17 protein-coding genes are annotated in these 18,442 nt (G+C 37.3%); 8 read left to right on the top strand and 9 right to left on the bottom strand.

Translation table 11 applies throughout. The features are described 5' to 3' along the window. The 5 genes from ACIQZ6_RS08815 to ACIQZ6_RS08795 form a co-directional block, all read left to right on the top strand. Positions 1-2,792 (top strand): TonB-dependent receptor (locus ACIQZ6_RS08815; protein WP_395810226.1); only part of this gene is annotated, 2,792 nt, incomplete at its 5' end. Positions 2,793-2,957: 165 nt separating this feature from the next. After that, entirely contained in the window at positions 2,958-3,323 is a 366-nt protein-coding gene (locus ACIQZ6_RS08810; protein WP_395810224.1) for a BlaI/MecI/CopY family transcriptional regulator, read from the top strand. Next, on the top strand, positions 3,320-5,086 hold the full coding sequence (locus ACIQZ6_RS08805) for a M56 family metallopeptidase (RefSeq protein ID WP_395810222.1): 1,767 nt from the start codon (positions 3,320-3,322) through the stop codon (positions 5,084-5,086). Before ACIQZ6_RS08810 ends, ACIQZ6_RS08805 begins: the two co-directional genes overlap by 4 nt. A 171-nt stretch (positions 5,087-5,257) precedes the next feature. After that, entirely contained in the window at positions 5,258-5,608 is a 351-nt protein-coding gene (gene panD / locus ACIQZ6_RS08800) for an aspartate 1-decarboxylase (protein WP_395810220.1), read from the top strand. Positions 5,609-5,751: 143 nt separating this feature from the next. After that, on the top strand, positions 5,752-6,255 hold the full coding sequence (locus ACIQZ6_RS08795; RefSeq protein ID WP_395810218.1) for a hypothetical protein: 504 nt from the start codon (positions 5,752-5,754) through the stop codon (positions 6,253-6,255). A gap of 5 nt (positions 6,256-6,260) precedes the next feature. On the opposite strand, the gene rluF is transcribed toward ACIQZ6_RS08795, so the two are convergent. Together rluF and ACIQZ6_RS08785 are read right to left on the bottom strand one after the other, a co-directional pair. Continuing rightward, positions 6,261-7,001 (bottom strand): 23S rRNA pseudouridine(2604) synthase RluF, encoded by a 741-nt coding sequence (rluF, locus tag ACIQZ6_RS08790; RefSeq protein ID WP_395810216.1) that lies wholly within the window; start codon positions 6,999-7,001, stop codon positions 6,261-6,263. Positions 7,002-7,068: 67 nt separating this feature from the next. After that, positions 7,069-9,522, bottom strand: coding sequence for a zinc-dependent metalloprotease (locus ACIQZ6_RS08785; protein WP_395810214.1), 2,454 nt, complete (start codon positions 9,520-9,522; stop codon positions 7,069-7,071). Between the two features lie 274 nt (positions 9,523-9,796). Between ACIQZ6_RS08785 and ACIQZ6_RS08780 the strand changes: the two genes are divergently transcribed. After that, entirely contained in the window at positions 9,797-10,735 is a 939-nt protein-coding gene (locus ACIQZ6_RS08780) for a LysR substrate-binding domain-containing protein (protein WP_395810212.1), read from the top strand. 119 nt (positions 10,736-10,854) lie between these two features. Here ACIQZ6_RS08780 and ACIQZ6_RS08775 read toward each other — a convergent pair whose 3' ends face one another. The 3 genes from ACIQZ6_RS08775 to ACIQZ6_RS08765 form a co-directional block, all read right to left on the bottom strand. Next, on the bottom strand, positions 10,855-11,463 hold the full coding sequence (locus ACIQZ6_RS08775; RefSeq protein ID WP_395810210.1) for a superoxide dismutase: 609 nt from the start codon (positions 11,461-11,463) through the stop codon (positions 10,855-10,857). Between the two features lie 76 nt (positions 11,464-11,539). Beyond that, the gene (locus tag ACIQZ6_RS08770) at positions 11,540-12,016 is read right to left on the bottom strand and encodes a nucleoside deaminase (protein WP_395810208.1); all 477 of its coding nucleotides are present in this window, start codon (positions 12,014-12,016) and stop codon (positions 11,540-11,542) included. A gap of 4 nt (positions 12,017-12,020) precedes the next feature. Beyond that, complete coding sequence (locus tag ACIQZ6_RS08765; RefSeq protein ID WP_395810206.1) at positions 12,021-12,356, bottom strand: tRNA-binding protein; 336 nt, start codon at positions 12,354-12,356, stop codon at positions 12,021-12,023. Positions 12,357-12,444: 88 nt separating this feature from the next. Between ACIQZ6_RS08765 and ACIQZ6_RS08760 the strand changes: the two genes are divergently transcribed. Continuing rightward, positions 12,445-13,632, top strand: a complete 1,188-nt coding sequence (locus tag ACIQZ6_RS08760) for a class I SAM-dependent rRNA methyltransferase (RefSeq protein ID WP_395810204.1) — start codon at positions 12,445-12,447, stop codon at positions 13,630-13,632. Positions 13,633-13,640: 8 nt separating this feature from the next. Here the strand turns inward: ACIQZ6_RS08760 and ACIQZ6_RS08755 are convergent, their stop codons facing one another. The 4 genes from ACIQZ6_RS08755 to ACIQZ6_RS08740 form a co-directional block, all read right to left on the bottom strand. Beyond that, entirely contained in the window at positions 13,641-14,426 is a 786-nt protein-coding gene (locus ACIQZ6_RS08755; protein ID WP_395810202.1) for a TerC family protein, read from the bottom strand. Between the two features lie 115 nt (positions 14,427-14,541). After that, positions 14,542-15,072 (bottom strand): AAA family ATPase, encoded by a 531-nt coding sequence (locus ACIQZ6_RS08750; RefSeq protein WP_395810200.1) that lies wholly within the window; start codon positions 15,070-15,072, stop codon positions 14,542-14,544. Between the two features lie 28 nt (positions 15,073-15,100). Next, a complete protein-coding gene (pnuC, locus tag ACIQZ6_RS08745; protein WP_395810198.1) occupies positions 15,101-15,724 on the bottom strand; it encodes a nicotinamide riboside transporter PnuC in 624 nt (207 codons plus the stop codon). A gap of 47 nt (positions 15,725-15,771) precedes the next feature. After that, positions 15,772-16,302, bottom strand: a complete 531-nt coding sequence (locus tag ACIQZ6_RS08740) for a hypothetical protein (protein ID WP_395810196.1) — start codon at positions 16,300-16,302, stop codon at positions 15,772-15,774. A 311-nt stretch (positions 16,303-16,613) separates the two neighbouring features. Here ACIQZ6_RS08740 and carB point away from each other — a divergent pair. Continuing rightward, the coding region (carB, locus tag ACIQZ6_RS08735; protein ID WP_395810194.1) for a carbamoyl-phosphate synthase large subunit at positions 16,614-18,442 on the top strand (1,829 nt) is incomplete at its 3' end.

Raw genomic sequence — 18,442 nt, 5'->3', positions numbered from 1 at the left:
CAATTGCTCAGCTTTTTGCGCAAACCACACCGAGACCACCAGCTACATCGCCCAAGCCCATTCCGCTAAGACAAGTATCAGGTGTAGTTAAAGATTCGCTCGATCAAACCGTTATTGGTGCAACGGTAACCTTAACTTCTACCGCAGACACGCTTAAAACTTCAACCAATGAGGATGGAATTTTTATTTTCAAAAATGTAAAATCCTGGGTTTTTAAAGTTCAGGTAACTTCGTTGGGCCATGTTAGAAAGGTAATTTCAGGTAAATACAATGATGCTACCGCCCGAATTACTTTAGACCCTATCATCTTAAAAAATGATGAGAAAGTATTAAGCGAGGTCATTATTAATGGTACCCCATCTATTGTGTATAAAACAGATACTGTAGAGTATCGAGCCAGTGATTATGTGGTAAGAAAAGGTGCTACTGTTGATGAGTTATTGCAAAAAATGGAAGGCGTTCAAGTGGGTAATGATGGTTCGGTAACTGTAAATGGAACAGCTATAGCCAGAGCACGATTAAATGGTAAAGATATTTATGGTGGCGATGTGGCTACCGCGGTTCAAAATTTACCTGCAGAAATTGTTGATAAAGTACAAATGGTTGACGATTATGGAAATACTGCTGCCAGAACCGGAGTTAAAGATGGCGATCCAACCAAAGTATTGAATATTACAACGAGACAAGATAAATCTGTTGGTAATTTGGCAAGGTTAAATGCAGGTCTTGGAACGCTCGATCAGTATGAAGGTAGTGCAAACTTAACCCGCATCAATAAGAATCAAACCATCACCGTTAATACAACTTTACTCAAAACTCCAAACGGAATTGCAGGTCAAAATGCAAGTATTGGCCGTTTAGGTGGAGCCTCTAACCGGGGTGGAAGAAGTGGTGCAGGTGTTGGAGGCGGAGGTGGCGGAAGTGCTACAGGAGGCACCAACTTAAGAACCGCACCAGCATTTACTTACCGGGATAAATTTGGGAAAAAGATAGATTTTTTGGCTAATTATAATTTTAATTACACCGATAATAACACTCAAACCATTAGCAGATCGCAAGCAATCAGTACTTTAGGGACAACTGATTCTGACCGGGATGCTAATATAGAATCTAATAATAAAACACATGCCATTGGTTTTGAAATAGAATATGCCATTGATAGTGCCAATTATATTCAGTTTTCTCCTAACCTGAATTTTGTAAATTCAACAAGTTTCAATAGGTCTACAAACTTTCAAAAAGGCTTGATCAATCAGGATCAAATTAATAACAACAACAATAGCAGTACCCGTCCAAACATTGGCGGAACGGTTGCTTATCAACACATTTTTAAAACTCCTTCAAGAACTTTCTCTGCCGAAGCTACCATTAGGCAACAAGAAAATAACAATGAGGATGAACAATTAAATCTTTTCAATTACAGAGATGTTAATCAATTGTTCTTAGGTGATTCTATTCTTAATCGCCTAATTGATGTCAGAAACCTCCAAAAAAGCACTCGTGGTAGTTTAACTTATACAGAACCCTTGGGTAAATTATCTCGATTAGAATTTAATACGAATTTAGAAAACAGAGGCTATACTAATAGTCGGCTAACTAGTGATATTGAGGCTAATGGAAATTTATCACTCTTAGATAATTTCAGCAATGTGTTTAACTATTCCTTCACGCAATACCGAAACTCGATTAATTACAAATATGGCAATAATACCAGTTTATTTAATTTCTCTTTGGGTGCAACAGGTGTTAATACTTCTTTAGTAGGAAGCAGTACTAGTGTTGCTTCTAGAATTGATAAACAAAATTTTAGAATTATACCCATTGCTCGTGTTCAATTAAGACTTTCGAGTACGCACAGAGCTTCATTAAACTATAATGGCAGAGCTATTGAGCCCTTATTTAACCAAATTCAACCTGTAAAAGACGTTTCAAATCCGCAAAATGCCATTGTGGGTAATCCCGATTTGAAGGTTGCATTTGCACACAGTGTAAATGCTCAGTATAGCAATTACATTGCTAATTCAAGAATCAACTATGAATTAAGACTAGGCTCCTCGTTTACAGAAAATCAAGTAGTCAATAATGTTGTTGAGATTAGAGATCCTGCTGCTTTTGGTACATTTAAAAATGAAACACGATACGTAAACTTACAAGGTAACAACAGCACTATTGGCGACTATTCTATTTCAAAGCAGTTAAGTGATAGAAGGTATAACCTTAGTTTTTTTGGGAATGTAATTAACTCAAACCGTGTTTCGATGAGTAACAGCCAAATGAACAGCTCAAAAACCTGGGGTTTTAAGCAGAGTTTTGGCCCACGAATGAATCCTAAGCCTTGGTTTGATATAAATCCATTCGTTTCATACGATTTTAATAAAATAGATTTTTCTTTAGCCCGCTCTAGAGATGTTATTCAAAAAATTTGGGCATTGAGTGTAGATGGGAACATTTATTTTGCCAAGCAATACCAATTTGGGTATGCAATAAGCAAAAATTATGTGAGTGGTATTGGCAACAATATAACGAATAACCCTTTGATTATTAACACGATGCTGCAAATGCGAGTGTTTAAAAATAAAGGCTCTCTGCAATTAAGAGCCTATGATTTGTTGAACCAAAACAACTTCATCAATAGAACACAAAATGATTTAGGATTTACAGAAACTTTAACCAACCCTAACAGCCGTTATGTTATGCTAAACTTAAGTATGAATTTACAAAAATGGACAGGCGCTGTGGGCAATAATAACAGACCTCTTATTAGAAGAGGTGATGGCAGCTTTGTGAACTAAACAGCACAGGCCCAGAGAATGGTCAGATTAAAAAGGCTCAACCCGCTGATTTAGGCCGTCTATTTTGATTCTTCAACCTGCATTTCTACGCGGTTAAAAAATATTTTCAACTAAATTTTTCTAACTAAATTATTAGTCGTATTATTGACTAATAATTTAGTTAGAATGAAAAAACTCACACAGGCTGAAGAGCAACTAATGCAAGTACTATGGTCACTAAAATCTGGTGGCTATGTCAAAGACATCCTTGAATTACTGGATGAACCCAAACCTCATAATAATACTGTAGCAACCTTGCTCAAAATATTGGTAGAAAAAGGATTTGTAGGGATCAAGAACCCGAATCGAAACAACCTATACTATCCACTGGTTACAAAATCTACTTATTCTGAGCAAAGCATTGAGGGGCTTACAGAACGATATTTTGAAGGATCGTACTCTAATGTAGTTTCGTTTTTGGTTGATAAGAAACAAATGTCAATTGAAGATTTGGAATTGCTATTAAAAGAACTCAAAAATAAAAAGTCATGAGCACTGAACTAATTTTGATTTACGTCCTCAAATCGACGTTCATTACAGCTATCATGTATGGCTATTACCGTTTAGCCCTTAAGGATAATAAATTTCATTATTATAATCGCTTTTATCTTTTAGCCAGCCTGGTCTTAAGTTTGGTTATTCCCCTATTAAATTTTCACTGGTTTACATTTGAAAAGCCGGCAGCTAAAACAACTGGCGAAGAAATACTATTAATGATCGCCGAACCAGGAGTTAAAAGTCAGGTGAACAATCTAATTTATAGCGACTGGATATTCATGTTCATCATTATGATCGGTATTTCACTACTTGTATTATTAGTGATCAGCATTGTTAAAATCTATAGAATTAAGAGAAATTCACCTGTAAGGCAGTACGAAGGAATAGAATTCATTGAAACTGATGTCGAAAATGCACCTTTCTCATTCTTAAATAACTTATTCTGGAAAAAGGGAATCCAACTAAATGATGAAAACGGACAAAAGATTTTTAAGCATGAGCTTACACATATTAAACAAAAGCATTCATGGGACAGGTTATTTTGCCAGATCATAGGTTCAATCCTTTGGATCAATCCATTCAACTGGATTATCCAGAAAGAGCTCCAAACTATTCACGAATTTATTGCCGATGAAGAGGCCGTTGGTGAAAACAATACGGAGGCATTTGCAAAACTTCTACTTGAAACGCATTACGGAACACATTTTTTCAATCCAATACATCCATTTAATTATTCATCCATTAAGCGCAGATTAGCCATGTTAACAAAATCAAACAAAACAGAATACTCTTACTTAAGAAGGGTAATGGCTCTACCATTAATACTGCTTGCACTTGCAATTTTCTCAATCAAGGTCAATGCAGTAGAAAAAGTTGAACGCATAGGTAAACAATTGGAGAACGTTTATTATGAAAACCTTTCGGATACCATAAAACCAAAACTTCCGGTAGTGCCTGAACCGCCGATGCCTGCTATGCCACCGATACCACCGATGCCACCAATGCCTCCGATGCCTGCTATGCCACCGATGCCACCAATGCCTCCGATGCCTCCGATGCCCGGGGTAAAGCCAGTCGAAAACAACGATAACAAAGTAATGATTCTTAAGTGGAATAATGAGGATGCAGGCACAGAGCAAAATAAAATTATGATAATCAACGGAAAAGCCACTATATCAGACCTGAAACCAGGGGATATCGAAAGCATTCGATTAATTAGGAAAGATGGACTAACGATAGAAAGAGATGCTAAGAATTCGAAAGGAGAACTAAAGGAGGCGAGAGTGGAAGGTCATTATTTCCAAGAAGATGCTGATAAAAACAATGACCTCATGATTATTACCACAAAATCTAAGAATGGTAATAGTAAAAAAATATTCATGGTCGATCCAAGCGATAAAAGTGATAACAAAAAACTATTTATTGTGGATCAAAACAGTAAAGGTGATATTGAGAATGCAGTAAAAAGAATCAAAGGGATAAAAGGAATAAAAGCCATGGATATTACTGTTTCTGATTTTCGGGAAATTCAGGCAGACACGATTGTTTTTGAAAGAAAAACCAATTGGAACAAGGTAAAAATAAATGATCAAGTAGTTTACATGCTTGATGGAAAGAAAGTTGATAGCAGTACTTTTAAAAATATTAAACCTGATGATATTCAATCGATTACTGTCCTAAAAGGAGAAAGTGCTCAAAGAAAATATAGTGATTTAGAGGGCAATGATGTTATTGAGATCATTTTAAAGAAGAAATAAACAGCCTCGTTCCAACTCAATATAATTCCCCGGTTTTAAAAAAGCCGGGGAATTTTTATTTTATAATAACCTATCAAATAGGTGAACATTCTTTGCGTAAAAAGTGAAATCTATACTACAATGAACGATGTTAACACAACTGTATTCCATCCAAATTATTAGCTTTGCACCATGCAAGTTCATATTTTAAAATCAAAAATTCACAGGGTCAAAGTAACTGACGCAGATCTAAACTATATAGGCAGTATTACCATAGATGAAGATTTAATGGATGCTGCAAATTTATTGCATGGTGAGAAAGTACAAATTGTAAATAATAATAATGGCGAGCGATTTGAAACTTATACTATTCCAGGAAGAAGAGGGAGTGGTGAAATAGTTTTAAATGGAGCAGCAGCAAGAAGAGTGATGCGCGACGATGTCATTATTATCATTGCCTATGCAATTATGGATATTGAAGAGGCTAGAAACTTTAAGCCAGCCGTGGTATTCCCAAATGAAGAAACTAATAAACTGAATTAAATAAGTAAAAAAATATCTAGAAAAACGAGGGCCTAAAACGGTCCTTTTTTTATGTTATGACAATAAAATAAACGGATACAATCAGAAAAAGCCACCAATAAAAGGGTAACTTACCTAAAAGCAAGAAATATAAACAAAGTATTATGACACACAGAATTCCGTATGTAATCGCTATTTTAACACTAATAGGCGGTGTTTTTATCTCCATAATTTTCGGAGCAAACGAAGATTATTTCAAGGATAATATTAATGAAGGCCTTAAAAAGAATGAAAAGATAAATCAGATCCAGGATCCGGTTGAAAAAGCTGCGGTACTCAAATCTGAGGCCGACAAAAACTGGCGTTATTACCAACGATTTCACTTCCATGCTACTGGCATTGGCGCAATGATTATGGGTGTACTTTTGTTTATTTCCTTTTTATCGGCTCCTGACAGAATGAAAGCCATTACTTCTTATACAGTATCCATTGGAGGTTTTCTGTATCCTTTTGTTTGGCTTTTTGCGGCAATATACGGCCCAGAAATGGGACGCGAAAATGCTAAAGAGGCATTTGCAATATTCGGTTATATGGGAGGTGTATTTCTACTCGGTTTGGTATTAAGTTTATATATGGCTTTAAAATACCGTTTAAAGGAGCTAAAATAGGCTTTCTATTGGGGATCTATATGAGTTTTTGAAGAGGATGAGATGAGTCGGTTGATCTCATCCATTTCATCATTACTCAGGTATCTCCACTTTCCAATTGGGATATCAAGCTTAATATTCATTATTCTCACCCTTTTTAGCTTGGTTACCTTAAAATCAAGGAACTCACACATCCTGCGTATCTGACGGTTGAGGCCCTGGGTAAGAATGATTCTGAATTTATTTTTGTCAATCTGCTCTACTTCACACTCACGAGTTATCGTATCTAGAATTGGCACTCCACTTCGCATGTTCTTAAGAAATTCAGTGGTGATCGGCCTGTTTACAGATACCAGATATTCCTTTTCATGGTTATTTCTGGCGCGCAGAATCTTGTTCACAATATCACCGTCGCTGGTCAGCAGAATGAGCCCCTCACTGGGTTTATCTAACCTGCCAATAGGGAATATGCGTTTTGGAAACTTAATGTAATCAATGATATTATCCTTTTCGGCCTTGGTATCAGTGGTGCATACAATTCCGATAGGCTTATTAAAAGCAATATAAACTGGCTTTTCATCAGGTTTAGACACCAATTTCCCATCAACTTTAACAATATCACCAGGGATGATCTTAGTACCCATTTCTGGAACACTCCCATTAATGGTAACCCTGTTTTCAAGTATCAATTGATCAGCAGCTCTGCGTGAGCAATAACCTATCTCACTCAGATATTTATTTATTCGGGTAGTATCTTCAGAAGTCATTTTTACTTATTCCATTTTACAGCACCAATACCCGTTCAATAAATCAGGCAAAGCGTATTTCAGTAAATTAAATTTCATCCATCATGCATCCAATGGGAGCTCCCGGAGGTGCAACGGGATGAAGTGTTGGTTTTGCCTTTTCAGGAAATTTCATGCGATCTAAGGTAAGAATCAAATAACCTTTATACGTGGTATCTGTTGTAGACTTTAACTGAGCAGCTGCATATATTCTCAAATCTTCAAGTGATTTATGGATTTGTGCTTTGGTGGCGAATGAAGCATCATCATTGACAGATGAAGAAAGAAGGTAGGTAAGCAGTAACTGCTCATTCTGCTTTTGTATCATCCCCTCCATCCCATTGAGCCTGGGTGATTTCCATGTTTTTGCTATCAGTAAGCCAATCATTTCATCTACACCTAAACCCTTATTTGAAACCTCGTATTGTACCATCCTGTTCATACGACTTGTATTGAACAAAAAAGAAAGAGGCATATCAGCAGCTGACTCTGCTGCAGCCAGCGGATCAAATACCAGCCCGGTTCTTCTATTAAACAACTCTTTGGAAATGCTATAACCTGCCGGACGGGGAGGAATCAGTTTGACAATACTTTCAGGGAGCGCTAATGTTTTGGGATCCATACAATCAACAAGTGCTTTTAAAGCTTCGAGCTGAACTTCTTTAGAAACCGAACGGGTTACCATTTGCCCATCTCCTTTAATTGCATACGAATAATACATTCCGCCCACCTGTTTAGAAACCGCCTCAACCTGATACCGGTGGAACAAGTAAACAGGAACCAATACATCCTCAAGCATGGCCATTGGCGTACCCTGCGGTATATTGTTTAATCCAAATTTTGAAAGCGCTTTGGAACGAATATTCATCACATTTTTTAATTCCTTTACCGGATCATTTCCATTATCCCATAAATGTGCTTCAGGATGCAAACCCGCTGGATCACGCGCATCTCTGTCAGAAATAAATGTAAGGCCCTTTTTAGCCGCATCACTTAGTATTTTATTCAGAGCCTCGGCTTCATTAACCCCTTTTGGAAACTGTGAATAACCATATTGGATACTTACTTTATCCCATTCACCAATTTCATTAGTATAGGCATTAGTCAGATCAATTTCATTATTGGCATTTAATGAAACCATAGGTGGCGGATAATCCATTACGCTAGCCCGGTTCTGAGCGCTCGATATATAGTTATGCATTAAACCGATGGTATGACCAATTTCATGTGCCGACAATTGTTTCAACCTTTGCAAAGCCATTTTTAGCATTTTATCATCAGTAGGCAGCGTATTGTTTTCAAAAGGAGCCAATAATCCCTGAGCGATTAGGTAATCCTGTCGAACACGCAACGAACCCAAGGTTACATTTCCTTTAATGATCTCGCCTGTCCGCGGATCTACAACAGCATCACCATAACTCCAGCCCCTTGTAGAACGGTGCACCCAATTGATCATGTTATAGCGCAAATCCATTGGATCGGCCGTTTCAGGAAGTATTTTTACTTGGAAAGCATTGATAAAACCGGCTGCTTCAAAAGCCTGATTCCACCAGCTACCACCTTCTAGTAAAGCACTTCGAATAGGCTCAGGAGTGCCATTATCAAGATAATAAACAATAGGTTTTATGGCTTCGCTCTTTAAAGCCAAAGGATCTTTCTTTTCTAAACGGTGACGAAGAATCATATTTTTCTGAATAGGTTCATTCACCTTACTGCTATAATCAAAATATGAATTCGTGATGTATGGAGAACGTGCATCATACAGTCTGGTTTGAAAATTAGTATCGGGCAATTGCGCAAACGAATGATGCACTCTTAGGGTAATGGCTTCGGGTACAGGAGTCACACTATTTACAAAATTTCCGGTTTGCCCATCATTATTTATGAAGGTTAGCGTTGTTTCGAGCTCAGTATTTAAAGGAAAATTCTTAGTTCTGGGCAAATACATGGCAGAACGACTGGCATCTAAATTATACGCACCCTGCTTCGAACTTCTCAACCGATTAGAAACTTTTAAGGCATCGCGCATGATAAAATCTGTTGCATCAACAAGTACTGAACCTCCGGTTTGAGCAGCAACACTAAAGCCCCAGATTGTTGACTGGGCAAATGATTGTTCAACAGCTCTTTTTTCTGCCTCTCCACCACTTACTGCACGGTATGCATAGTTTGGCTCAATCATCAAAATCTTATTTGCTACACGGCTAAATTTAACAATATAGGTGGTGCCCATAATGCCTCTATCAAGACCAATATCATTTGAACCTAGTCCAGCTGGAAGTGAGGTTTGATATAAAATTTCTTTATCAAGTTCATCAATCTGTAACCAGATTTTACCGGTGCTTTCATCCCAATAATAATTTATGAAACCATTGAAAAGCTTCATGCCTTTTGTTTTTTCAGCAATAGTAATTCCTGGCTGCGCAATCGAAATACTGCATGAAATGAAAAGAATTGTAAACACGATCCATGTTTTACTGAACCTAAGGGATTGAAAAAGCATTTTCATAAAAATTGGTTTATCAAATAAACTTATAAATATTTTTTTAACAATTTTCTGGTTTAGAATAATTACTAAATGCAGGATGAAGAAATATAAAACTAACCGATTATCAAATCAATAGGATAAAACTGATATAAAAAATCATAAAAATTGAGTTACATATAAGCCAAAATTTTAACAGAAATAAATAGAAAATAAATAAAATTTTAATCGAAAAAATATCTTTATAGACATAATCAATAATTATTATATTTGAATAGTTTAAATCTATAACATGACTTTAGTACAGCTTGAATACATTGTTGCACTTGATACCTACCGGAGTTTTGGCCTTGCTGCAGAAAAATGTTTTGTGACACAACCCACTATGAGTATGCAAGTTCAGAAACTGGAAGATGAACTTGGGGTCAAGCTTTTTGACAGGAGTAAACAACCAATCACCCCCACTGAGATTGGGATAGAAATCCTAGAACAATCTCGAAACATTTTAAAGGAGAGCTATAAATTAAAGGAGCTAATCAGTAATCAAAAAAGTATTGTATCTGGTGAGCTTAGAATTGGAATTATCCCAACTATGGCACCTTACCTGATGCCTAAGGTAATTTCTGCGTTTATGGAAAAATACCCCGATGTACAGCTGGTAATATGGGAATACATGACCGATCAGATTATACATGAATTGAAAAACGGATTATTAGACTGTGGCATTTTGTCGACCCCACTAGAGGATAAGAGTTTGCAGGAAAGCCCTTTGTTCTATGAGTCATTTGTTGCCTACCTCTCAAAATCAAGTCAGCTGATTAATAAAAAGAATTTGCATGCTTCTGATATTAACTTGGATGAACTTTGGTTGCTCAACGAAGGTCATTGTATGCGCAACCAAATACTTAATATATGCAAGCGTAAAAAATCAGATGATTTGAAGCCATTTGAATACAATACAGACAGCGTCGAAACGCTTAAGCGAATGGTAGAAATGAACAATGGAATTACCTTATTGCCGGAGCTATCCATAAGTGATTTTTCTGTGAAGCAGCTAGACAGGGTACGTTATTTTAAGTCGCCCGAACCTACCCGTGAAATCAGCATTGTAACGCATCGCAACTATCTAAAAAGGAAATTAATACTGGCTCTTGAAAAGGAAATTCTTGACGCTATTCCCAAGCGGATGCGAAACAAAAAAAAGAAAGAAATATTGGGAATTTATTCTTGAATTAGTTTCTTCTTGTCAGTTTTGACAAAAAACCATTTATCAAGTTTGTAATTACTACAAAATAAAAAAGTGATGTAATTGAATACATCACTTTTTAAATTACGTCTTATTTTTTGAAATTATTTTGCTTTCGCGAATCTTTCAGATACTGCATCCCAGTTTACCACATTCATAAATGCAGCAACATAATCAGCACGTCTGTTTTGATATTTAAGGTAGTAAGCATGCTCCCAAACATCCATTCCTAAGATTGGAGTACCTTTTACTTCAGCAATATCCATTACAGGGCTATCCTGATTTGGTGTTGAGCTAACCTGTAATTTTCCATCAGTAGCAACTGAAAGCCATGACCACCCAGATCCAAAACGAGTCATACCCGCTTCGGCAAACTTCTTTTTAAATTCATCAAATGATCCAAAGGCAGCATCAATTGCTTTAGCCAAATCACCAGTTGGAGCTCCGCCACCATTTGGAGACATGATAGACCAATAAAGGGTATGATTAAAATGCCCACCGCCATTATTTCTAACTGCCACAGGGTACTTTGAAATATTCTTAATGATATCTTCAATCTTCTGGTTTGCACCATCAGTACCAGCCAATGCCTTATTCAGATTATCCACATAGGCTTGGTGATGTTTGCCATGGTGAATTTCCATTGTCGTTTTATCGATATGCGGTTCTAATGCGTCTGTTGCGTAAGCTAACGCGGGTAGTTCAAAAGCCATCTTTTTATAATTAGGGTTTATACTATTTTCTATAACAAATATAAGATTGAATTGTTAAAACTTATTCAATTTGATGTCAAAGTTTATTGCGTTTGGAAATAAAAAAGTCTTTCATCAAACTGGCAGCTTCTTCAGATCTGACCTCACTAAGCACCTCGGTCTTAGGATGAATGATTTGGTCAGAAACGTGTGAAAAACCTCTTTTTTCATCTCTTGCACCATAAACTATACGGCTTATCTGAGTCCAGTAGGATGCGCCAGCGCACATCACACAGGGCTCGATAGTTACGTAAAGCGTGCAATCTTTTAAATATTTACCCCCAGTATAATTTGCTGCTGCTGTAAAAGCCTGCATTTCTGCATGAGCAGTAACATCATTCAACTGCTCGGTAAGATTATGCCCCCGTCCAATTATTCTGCCCGCATGAACAATTACAGCCCCTATTGGAACTTCATCTAGAGCAAGCGCCTTCTGTGCTTCCTTCAGAGCCTCTTTCATAAAAAAGTGATCCGGATTAATGGCTGGCTCATCTGTAAAACTGATATATTTCATATAATTAAATTAAAGATGAACCATTTGGAACCTGTCGCTCAACTGCAGTAAGAACAATATGGCCATCCTGATCTGAAAAACCCGTAACCAGGAATTCTGAAATAAAATTAGCAATCTGTTTTTTTGGGAAATTCAATACACCTACCACCTGTCTACCAATTAAATCGTGTTTTGAGTAGTGTTTTGTGATTTGCGCACTACTCCATTTAATTCCATATTCGCCAAAGTCAACTTTAAGCTTGAACGCTGGCTTCCGGGCTTCAGGGAAATCAAGAACATCAAGAACAGTACCTACCTTTAGGGATACCTTTTCAAAATCCGACCAGCTTATTTCTTCCATGCCCAAAGTTAAGCATCAATTGTGAATTTATGCAGAGGCATAGTCAGGATGGCTCCAATGAATGGAACATAAATTGTAAATTTGAGCCATGCATTCTGTAAAATTAAAAAAAGGGAAAGAAAAAGCGGTCAGACAATTACACCCATGGGTGTTTTCTGGAGCAATAGATCAGATTAAAGGGAAACCTGAGAATGGCGATATTGTTATGGTCACTGACAGCAATAATGATTTCCTTGCTTATGGTTTTTTCAATAGCAAATCTAGAGTAGCAGTGCGTCTTCTTGAATGGGATCTAGAAACAGAGGTCAATGAAAGCTGGTGGAGAAGGAAGATCAAAATTGCAGTAAAACACAGAGATGAACTGTGTACAGAGGATACTAATACGTATCGACTAATTTTTAGCGAAGCTGATTTCCTTCCAGGATTGATCGTTGACCGCTATGCAGATTTTCTTTCTGTTCAGATCTTGACATCCGGCATAGAAAACATCAAACAAATTATCCTTGATGAATTACAGGAATTGTTACGTCCAAAAGGAATCTTTGACAGGAGTGATGCCTCGGCACGCGCTCATGAAGGGATGGAAGCCTCTTCAGGAGGAATTTTGCTTGGCACTGAACCTCCCGAATATGTTGACGTGAAAGAGAATGGCATTTTCTATCAGGTAAATATTGCAGAGGGGCAAAAATCAGGCTTTTACTGTGACCAGCGCGATAACCGAAATTGGGTTGCCGATCATGTAAAAGGTAAAAAAGTGTTGGATTGCTTTTCTTACTCAGGTGGATTTAGTTTGAATGCCCTGGCTAAAGGAGCAAAAGAGGTAATTAGCGTTGACAGTTCAGCTCTGGCATTGGATACCTTAAAGCGAAATATGGAGCTCAATAGTTTTAACAATATTCCTCACCGCCTCATACAATCAGATGTAAATAAGCAGCTTAGAGCATTCAGAGAAGTCAATGAAAAATTTGATGTCATCATCTTAGATCCCCCAAAATATGCTCCATCACGTTCGGCTTTAACAAAAGCATCAAGAGCATATAAAGACCTGAACAGAATGGCCATGCTTTTACTTAATGAAGGCGGACTTCTGGCAACCTACTCCTGTTCTGGGGCAGTTGATATCAGCATGTTCAAACAAATTATTGCATGGGCAGCGTTAGATGCAGGAAAAGAAGTACAATTTATTCAACAGTTTTCACAGCCTGCAGATCATCCAGTAAGATCATCGTTCCCTGAGGGAGAATATCTAAAAGGCCTACTTTGCCGCGTTATGTAATTGCTGAACTACTTTTCTTCGGGTTCTTCAGCCAAATTACGTAACTGAATAGGCTTTTTACCTTTATTCATTTTCAGGTTTAACATTTCAACCAACACAGAGAAAGCCATAGCAAAATAGATATACCCTTTTGGAATATGTTGATCAAAACCTTCGGCTAATAGTGAAACGCCAATCAATAAAAGAAATGATAAGGCCAGCATTTTAACTGTTGGATGATTATTTACAAAATCACTAATCCCACCTGCAGATAACATCATTACTATTACTGCAATGATCACAGCAGCAATCATTACTTGAATATGATTTGCCATCCCTACAGCGGTTATAACTGAGTCGAGAGAAAAAACAATGTCAAGAAGCAGGATTTGAACGATAACCCCTGAAAAAGTGATCACCGCTTTTGTATTAGTTTGATGTTCTTCACCTTCAAGTTTATCATGAATCTCACTAGTACTTTTATAAATCAGGAATAACCCTCCAATAATCAGGATCAAATCTCTTCCTGAAATAGCAAACTGTTTCAATAATTCTGCGTCTGTTAAAGCAATCCACTCGCCCATATTAAACAGCGGACTGGTCAAAGTCATGATCCATGATAAAGATAACAGCAATAGCACCCGTGTAATCATAGCTAATGCTAAACCTAGCTGACGAGCCTTTTTCTGCTTGTTGGCTGGAAGTTTAGACGCCATGATTGAAATAAATATGATGTTATCTATTCCAAGAACTATTTCCAAGACCGTTAACGTGATTAATGATATCCAGATTTCGGGGTTAGTGAGCCATTCCATAATTTAAAATTTCTGTAAATTAAGTTAAAAACGATTAGGAATAAAAACAAAAACCTAATCTAAAGATGAATTAATTTAGAAAGTTACACCAGTTTAAAGATTGATTCCAAGCCAATCACTTATTAATCATAAACGAGTCAATACATTGAATTGCATTTTTCAGTCTGACTTCATCAGACCCTGAGATCAGTGAATAAGTTGCATTCAATGCCTTTAATTCAGTATGCCAAACTTCCATGAAATGTTCGCGCTTATCAGGAAAATCACGTAATGGATCCTCTTGCCATGGAAGATCAATGTTCATAAGTAAATAAAGATCGTAGGGATGATGAGGGAGTTTATCCAGAACTTCTTGAGGAGCACTGCCAAACATATGATCACTCCAGATTTTGACCGTAATAAAAGTGGTATCACAAATCAAAATTCGCCTAGCAGTGATGGCCATTTGCTGTTCTAATTCCAACTGCCCTCTAAACATATTGATCTCATCTTGCCAGGTACATGGGGCTGTCAATTTCTCGCAATAGCTACGGGCATATTCTGGTACCCAAACTGTTTGATAGTGATTTGCCAGCTGTTCTGAAATGGTCGATTTTCCAGTAGATTCTGGTCCCACAATTGCAATCTTGATCAGGTTCAATTCCATACTAGCCTCCTTAAATCCATTCTATTTTTTAAGCTTTAATATTTAGCGTCAATTTAGATTGCTTATACTCTTTTTTCCAGTTAATATAGCCCATTATAGCTATCAGGACATATATGGCATACATTCCAGCTGTTAGATGAAGATCTTTGATCAGATACACCCCAATATAAATGATGTCCACAAATATCCAAATAAGCCAATTTTCAATGATTTTTCGGGCAAGAAAAAGTTGTGCAACAAGGCTGCAGGCTGTACAAAAACTATCAATATAAGGGAATGCCGCATCTGTACTTTTAAATAGGAAAGTGCCGAGTAAAAATGCAAATAGAAATATGCTTAAGATTGATAAAAAGATAAGTTTTTTTGAAGCAAAACTAACTGGAGTCTTGTTGTATTCAGTCGATTTCTTAGTCCAAAAATACCATCCATAAATATTAGTGAATAAAAAATATATCTGTAATCCCGCGTCAGCGTATAGTTTTTCCTCAAAAAAGATGAAGGTATAAATTAACACGCTGATGATGGCAAGAGGCCAGTTCCAGATATTATTCTTGGCAGCAAGATAAACACACAATATCCCGCTTATTACACCAGATATTTCTAAAAGACTTTGACTTTTAAGCCAGTCTGTTACAGCAAGAATAAAAATCATTCGTTAAATGTTACCCAAACAGGCTTTTTAATGGGGTAAAACTAAGATTATTTTGCTGTATTTGGTGCTACGTTTAATCCAAGACTTGCCTTCAAGTTTATATCGGATGTAATGGCACCTCTAAGTACATATTCGATTCGAATACGAACGGTTGATCCTTTAATGTAGTTGTCTACTAAAAGAGTGGAATCTGCATCAAGCATGATACTGCTTCCAACGGTAGTTGCAATATCATTTCTTGTAGCTATCAGTAATTCTTTACTGCTGTCGCCGCGTGAAATATATATTCTGAATGATTTGAATACTCCAAGAGTTTGACCAGAAGGCGAGGTAGCATCAACCTTCACAGAGGCTACACGCACGTCTCTGATAGATTGTGTATTGGAAGCCTGACCGGTAAAAATTTGGTCAAAACTACTCGCCTTACTTGTAGCAGATTGTTCTGTATTAATCTTAGAAGTACTAGGAACTACCAATAGGGCTGTATATGGAAAGGTTGAACGTATAATAGATTGTACTGCAGAGCAGCCGGTAAAAATTATTCCTATAACAATGAACGCTAAAATTAATCTTTTCATACTACTATTTTGTTTTATATCTGTATCTACTCAAGGATAAAAATTAATGTTGTGAATTCAAAAATTTCATTAAGCCAATGCTGTGCATAAAGAAAAAAGACGTTAAATTTTTAGCAATAAACAATTCTAAAAAATTCGAAATCAAAATTCGAAAGAAATTCTTGTTTTTCATCCATGATTTTTTAAAAAAACAAGCTTCATTAGGATAAAAAAATATAACTTTGCATCCCGACGAAGCAATCGGGATTTTTGTTCTTCAAAGTATAGCAATCTCGCATTTGTACAGTCAAAATTAGACTCTTAGAAGAACTATGCCATTAGATACTTCCATCCGTTCAGTCCTGATCATCGGTTCAGGACCCATTATTATCGGACAGGCCTGCGAATTTGATTATGCAGGATCACAAGCCGCACTCTCGCTAAAAGACGAAGGAATTAAGGTTTCCATTATCAATTCTAACCCTGCCACAATTATGACAGATAAGGTTATTGCTGATCATGTTTATCTGCTTCCTTTAACCTGCGAAAGCATAGAACTAATTTTAAAAGAACAGAAAATAGATGCTGTGCTGCCTACCATGGGCGGGCAAACTGCTCTAAACCTTTGTAAAGAGGCTGAAGAAAGAGGTATCTGGGCTGATCATAATGTCAGGATTGTGGGTGTTGATATGGCGGCGGTTGAAAAGACTGAGAACCGTGAAGAGTTTCGTAGATTGATGGTTGAGATTGGAGTGGGAGTGGCAAAATCTAAAATTGCCAATTCCTTTCTTGAAGGCAAGGAGGCTGCTCAAGAAATTGGATATCCTTTAGTTATCCGTCCATCATACACCCTTGGAGGTTCAGGAGGCGGCTTTGTTCACAAAAAAGAAGACTTTGATCAGGCTTTAAGTCGCGGTTTACAGGCCTCACCTACCCATGAAGTATTAGTTGAGAAAGCGGTTATAGGTTGGAAAGAATATGAGCTTGAGCTTCTTAGAGATGGAAATGACAATGTAATTATCATCTGCGCAATAGAAAATTTCGACCCAATGGGTATTCATACTGGAGATTCTATTACTGTTGCCCCAACTATGACATTGAGTGATCGTTGCTATCAGGAAATGCGTAATCAAGCAATTCATATGATGCGGTCAATCGGCAATTTTGCTGGGGGATGTAATGTGCAATTTTCAGTTGACCCTGCTACAGAGGATATTATCGCAATTGAAATCAACCCTAGAGTTTCTCGTTCATCTGCATTAGCATCAAAAGCAACTGGTTATCCAATTGCAAAAATTGCGGCTAAATTAGCTATCGGGTATAATCTAGATGAAATTGAAAACCAAATCACTAAAACTACATCAGCATATTTTGAGCCAGCATTAGATTATGTGATTGTTAAAATACCCCGTTGGAACTTTGATAAATTTAAAGGTGCCAATACAGAACTGGGCTTGCAAATGAAATCGGTTGGCGAGGTGATGGCTATAGGCCGAACCTTTATCGAAGCTTTGCAAAAAGCTTGTCAGAGTTTAGAGACCAATCGCCTTGGATTAGGTGCAGACGGCCGACAAAGCCGCAACCTGGAAGAGATCATGCATAGCCTGGAACATCCAAGTTGGGATCGACTTTTCCATATCAAAGATGCAATGAGCCTGGGGGTTCCGCTAGAGTCTATCCGTAAGATAACTCATATCGACAAATGGTTCCTGAATCAGATCATGGAACTGGTTAATATGGAGATCGAACTAAAGCGCTATTCCTTAAAAAATATACCGACAGATTTCTTCATCACATTGAAGCAAAAAGGTTATGCCGATACACAAATAGCTTGGTTGCTTGGAAATGTAACAGAAGACGAAGTGTTTGATCGTCGTAAGGAACTAGGCATACACAGAGTATATAAAATGGTGGACACTTGTGCCGCTGAATTCCCTGCTAAAACACCCTATTTCTATTCCACTTTCGAAGATGAAAATGAATCGATTGTAAGCGATAAAAAGAAAATTATTGTCCTAGGATCCGGTCCGAACCGAATTGGTCAAGGAATCGAATTTGATTATTCATGTGTTCATGGTTTACTGGCAGCAAAAGAAGCCGGTTATGAAGCGATCATGATCAATTGTAATCCTGAAACGGTATCAACCGACTTTAATATGGC

This window comes from Daejeonella sp. (genome assembly GCF_044348475.1).
In the GTDB taxonomy this organism is placed as follows: domain Bacteria; phylum Bacteroidota; class Bacteroidia; order Sphingobacteriales; family Sphingobacteriaceae; genus Daejeonella.
Note: the sequence above shows the minus strand (reverse complement) of the source record. Positions and strands in the feature narration are given on the sequence as shown.

Excerpts from the sequence above, each read along its gene's own strand:
- ACIQZ6_RS08810 (WP_395810224.1), top strand. The coding sequence starts at position 2,958 with ATGAAAAAACTCACACAGGCTGAAGAGCAACTAATGCAAGTACTATGG.
- ACIQZ6_RS08805 (WP_395810222.1), top strand. The coding sequence starts at position 3,320 with ATGAGCACTGAACTAATTTTGATTTACGTCCTCAAATCGACGTTCATT.
- panD (WP_395810220.1), top strand. The coding sequence starts at position 5,258 with ATGCAAGTTCATATTTTAAAATCAAAAATTCACAGGGTCAAAGTAACT.
- ACIQZ6_RS08795 (WP_395810218.1), top strand. The coding sequence starts at position 5,752 with ATGACACACAGAATTCCGTATGTAATCGCTATTTTAACACTAATAGGC.
- rluF (WP_395810216.1), bottom strand. The coding sequence starts at position 7,001 with ATGACTTCTGAAGATACTACCCGAATAAATAAATATCTGAGTGAGATA.
- ACIQZ6_RS08785 (WP_395810214.1), bottom strand. The coding sequence starts at position 9,522 with ATGCTTTTTCAATCCCTTAGGTTCAGTAAAACATGGATCGTGTTTACA.
- ACIQZ6_RS08780 (WP_395810212.1), top strand. The coding sequence starts at position 9,797 with ATGACTTTAGTACAGCTTGAATACATTGTTGCACTTGATACCTACCGG.
- ACIQZ6_RS08775 (WP_395810210.1), bottom strand. The coding sequence starts at position 11,463 with ATGGCTTTTGAACTACCCGCGTTAGCTTACGCAACAGACGCATTAGAA.
- ACIQZ6_RS08770 (WP_395810208.1), bottom strand. The coding sequence starts at position 12,016 with ATGAAATATATCAGTTTTACAGATGAGCCAGCCATTAATCCGGATCAC.
- ACIQZ6_RS08765 (WP_395810206.1), bottom strand. The coding sequence starts at position 12,356 with ATGGAAGAAATAAGCTGGTCGGATTTTGAAAAGGTATCCCTAAAGGTA.
- ACIQZ6_RS08760 (WP_395810204.1), top strand. The coding sequence starts at position 12,445 with ATGCATTCTGTAAAATTAAAAAAAGGGAAAGAAAAAGCGGTCAGACAA.
- ACIQZ6_RS08755 (WP_395810202.1), bottom strand. The coding sequence starts at position 14,426 with ATGGAATGGCTCACTAACCCCGAAATCTGGATATCATTAATCACGTTA.
- ACIQZ6_RS08750 (WP_395810200.1), bottom strand. The coding sequence starts at position 15,072 with ATGGAATTGAACCTGATCAAGATTGCAATTGTGGGACCAGAATCTACT.
- pnuC (WP_395810198.1), bottom strand. The coding sequence starts at position 15,724 with ATGATTTTTATTCTTGCTGTAACAGACTGGCTTAAAAGTCAAAGTCTT.
- ACIQZ6_RS08740 (WP_395810196.1), bottom strand. The coding sequence starts at position 16,302 with ATGAAAAGATTAATTTTAGCGTTCATTGTTATAGGAATAATTTTTACC.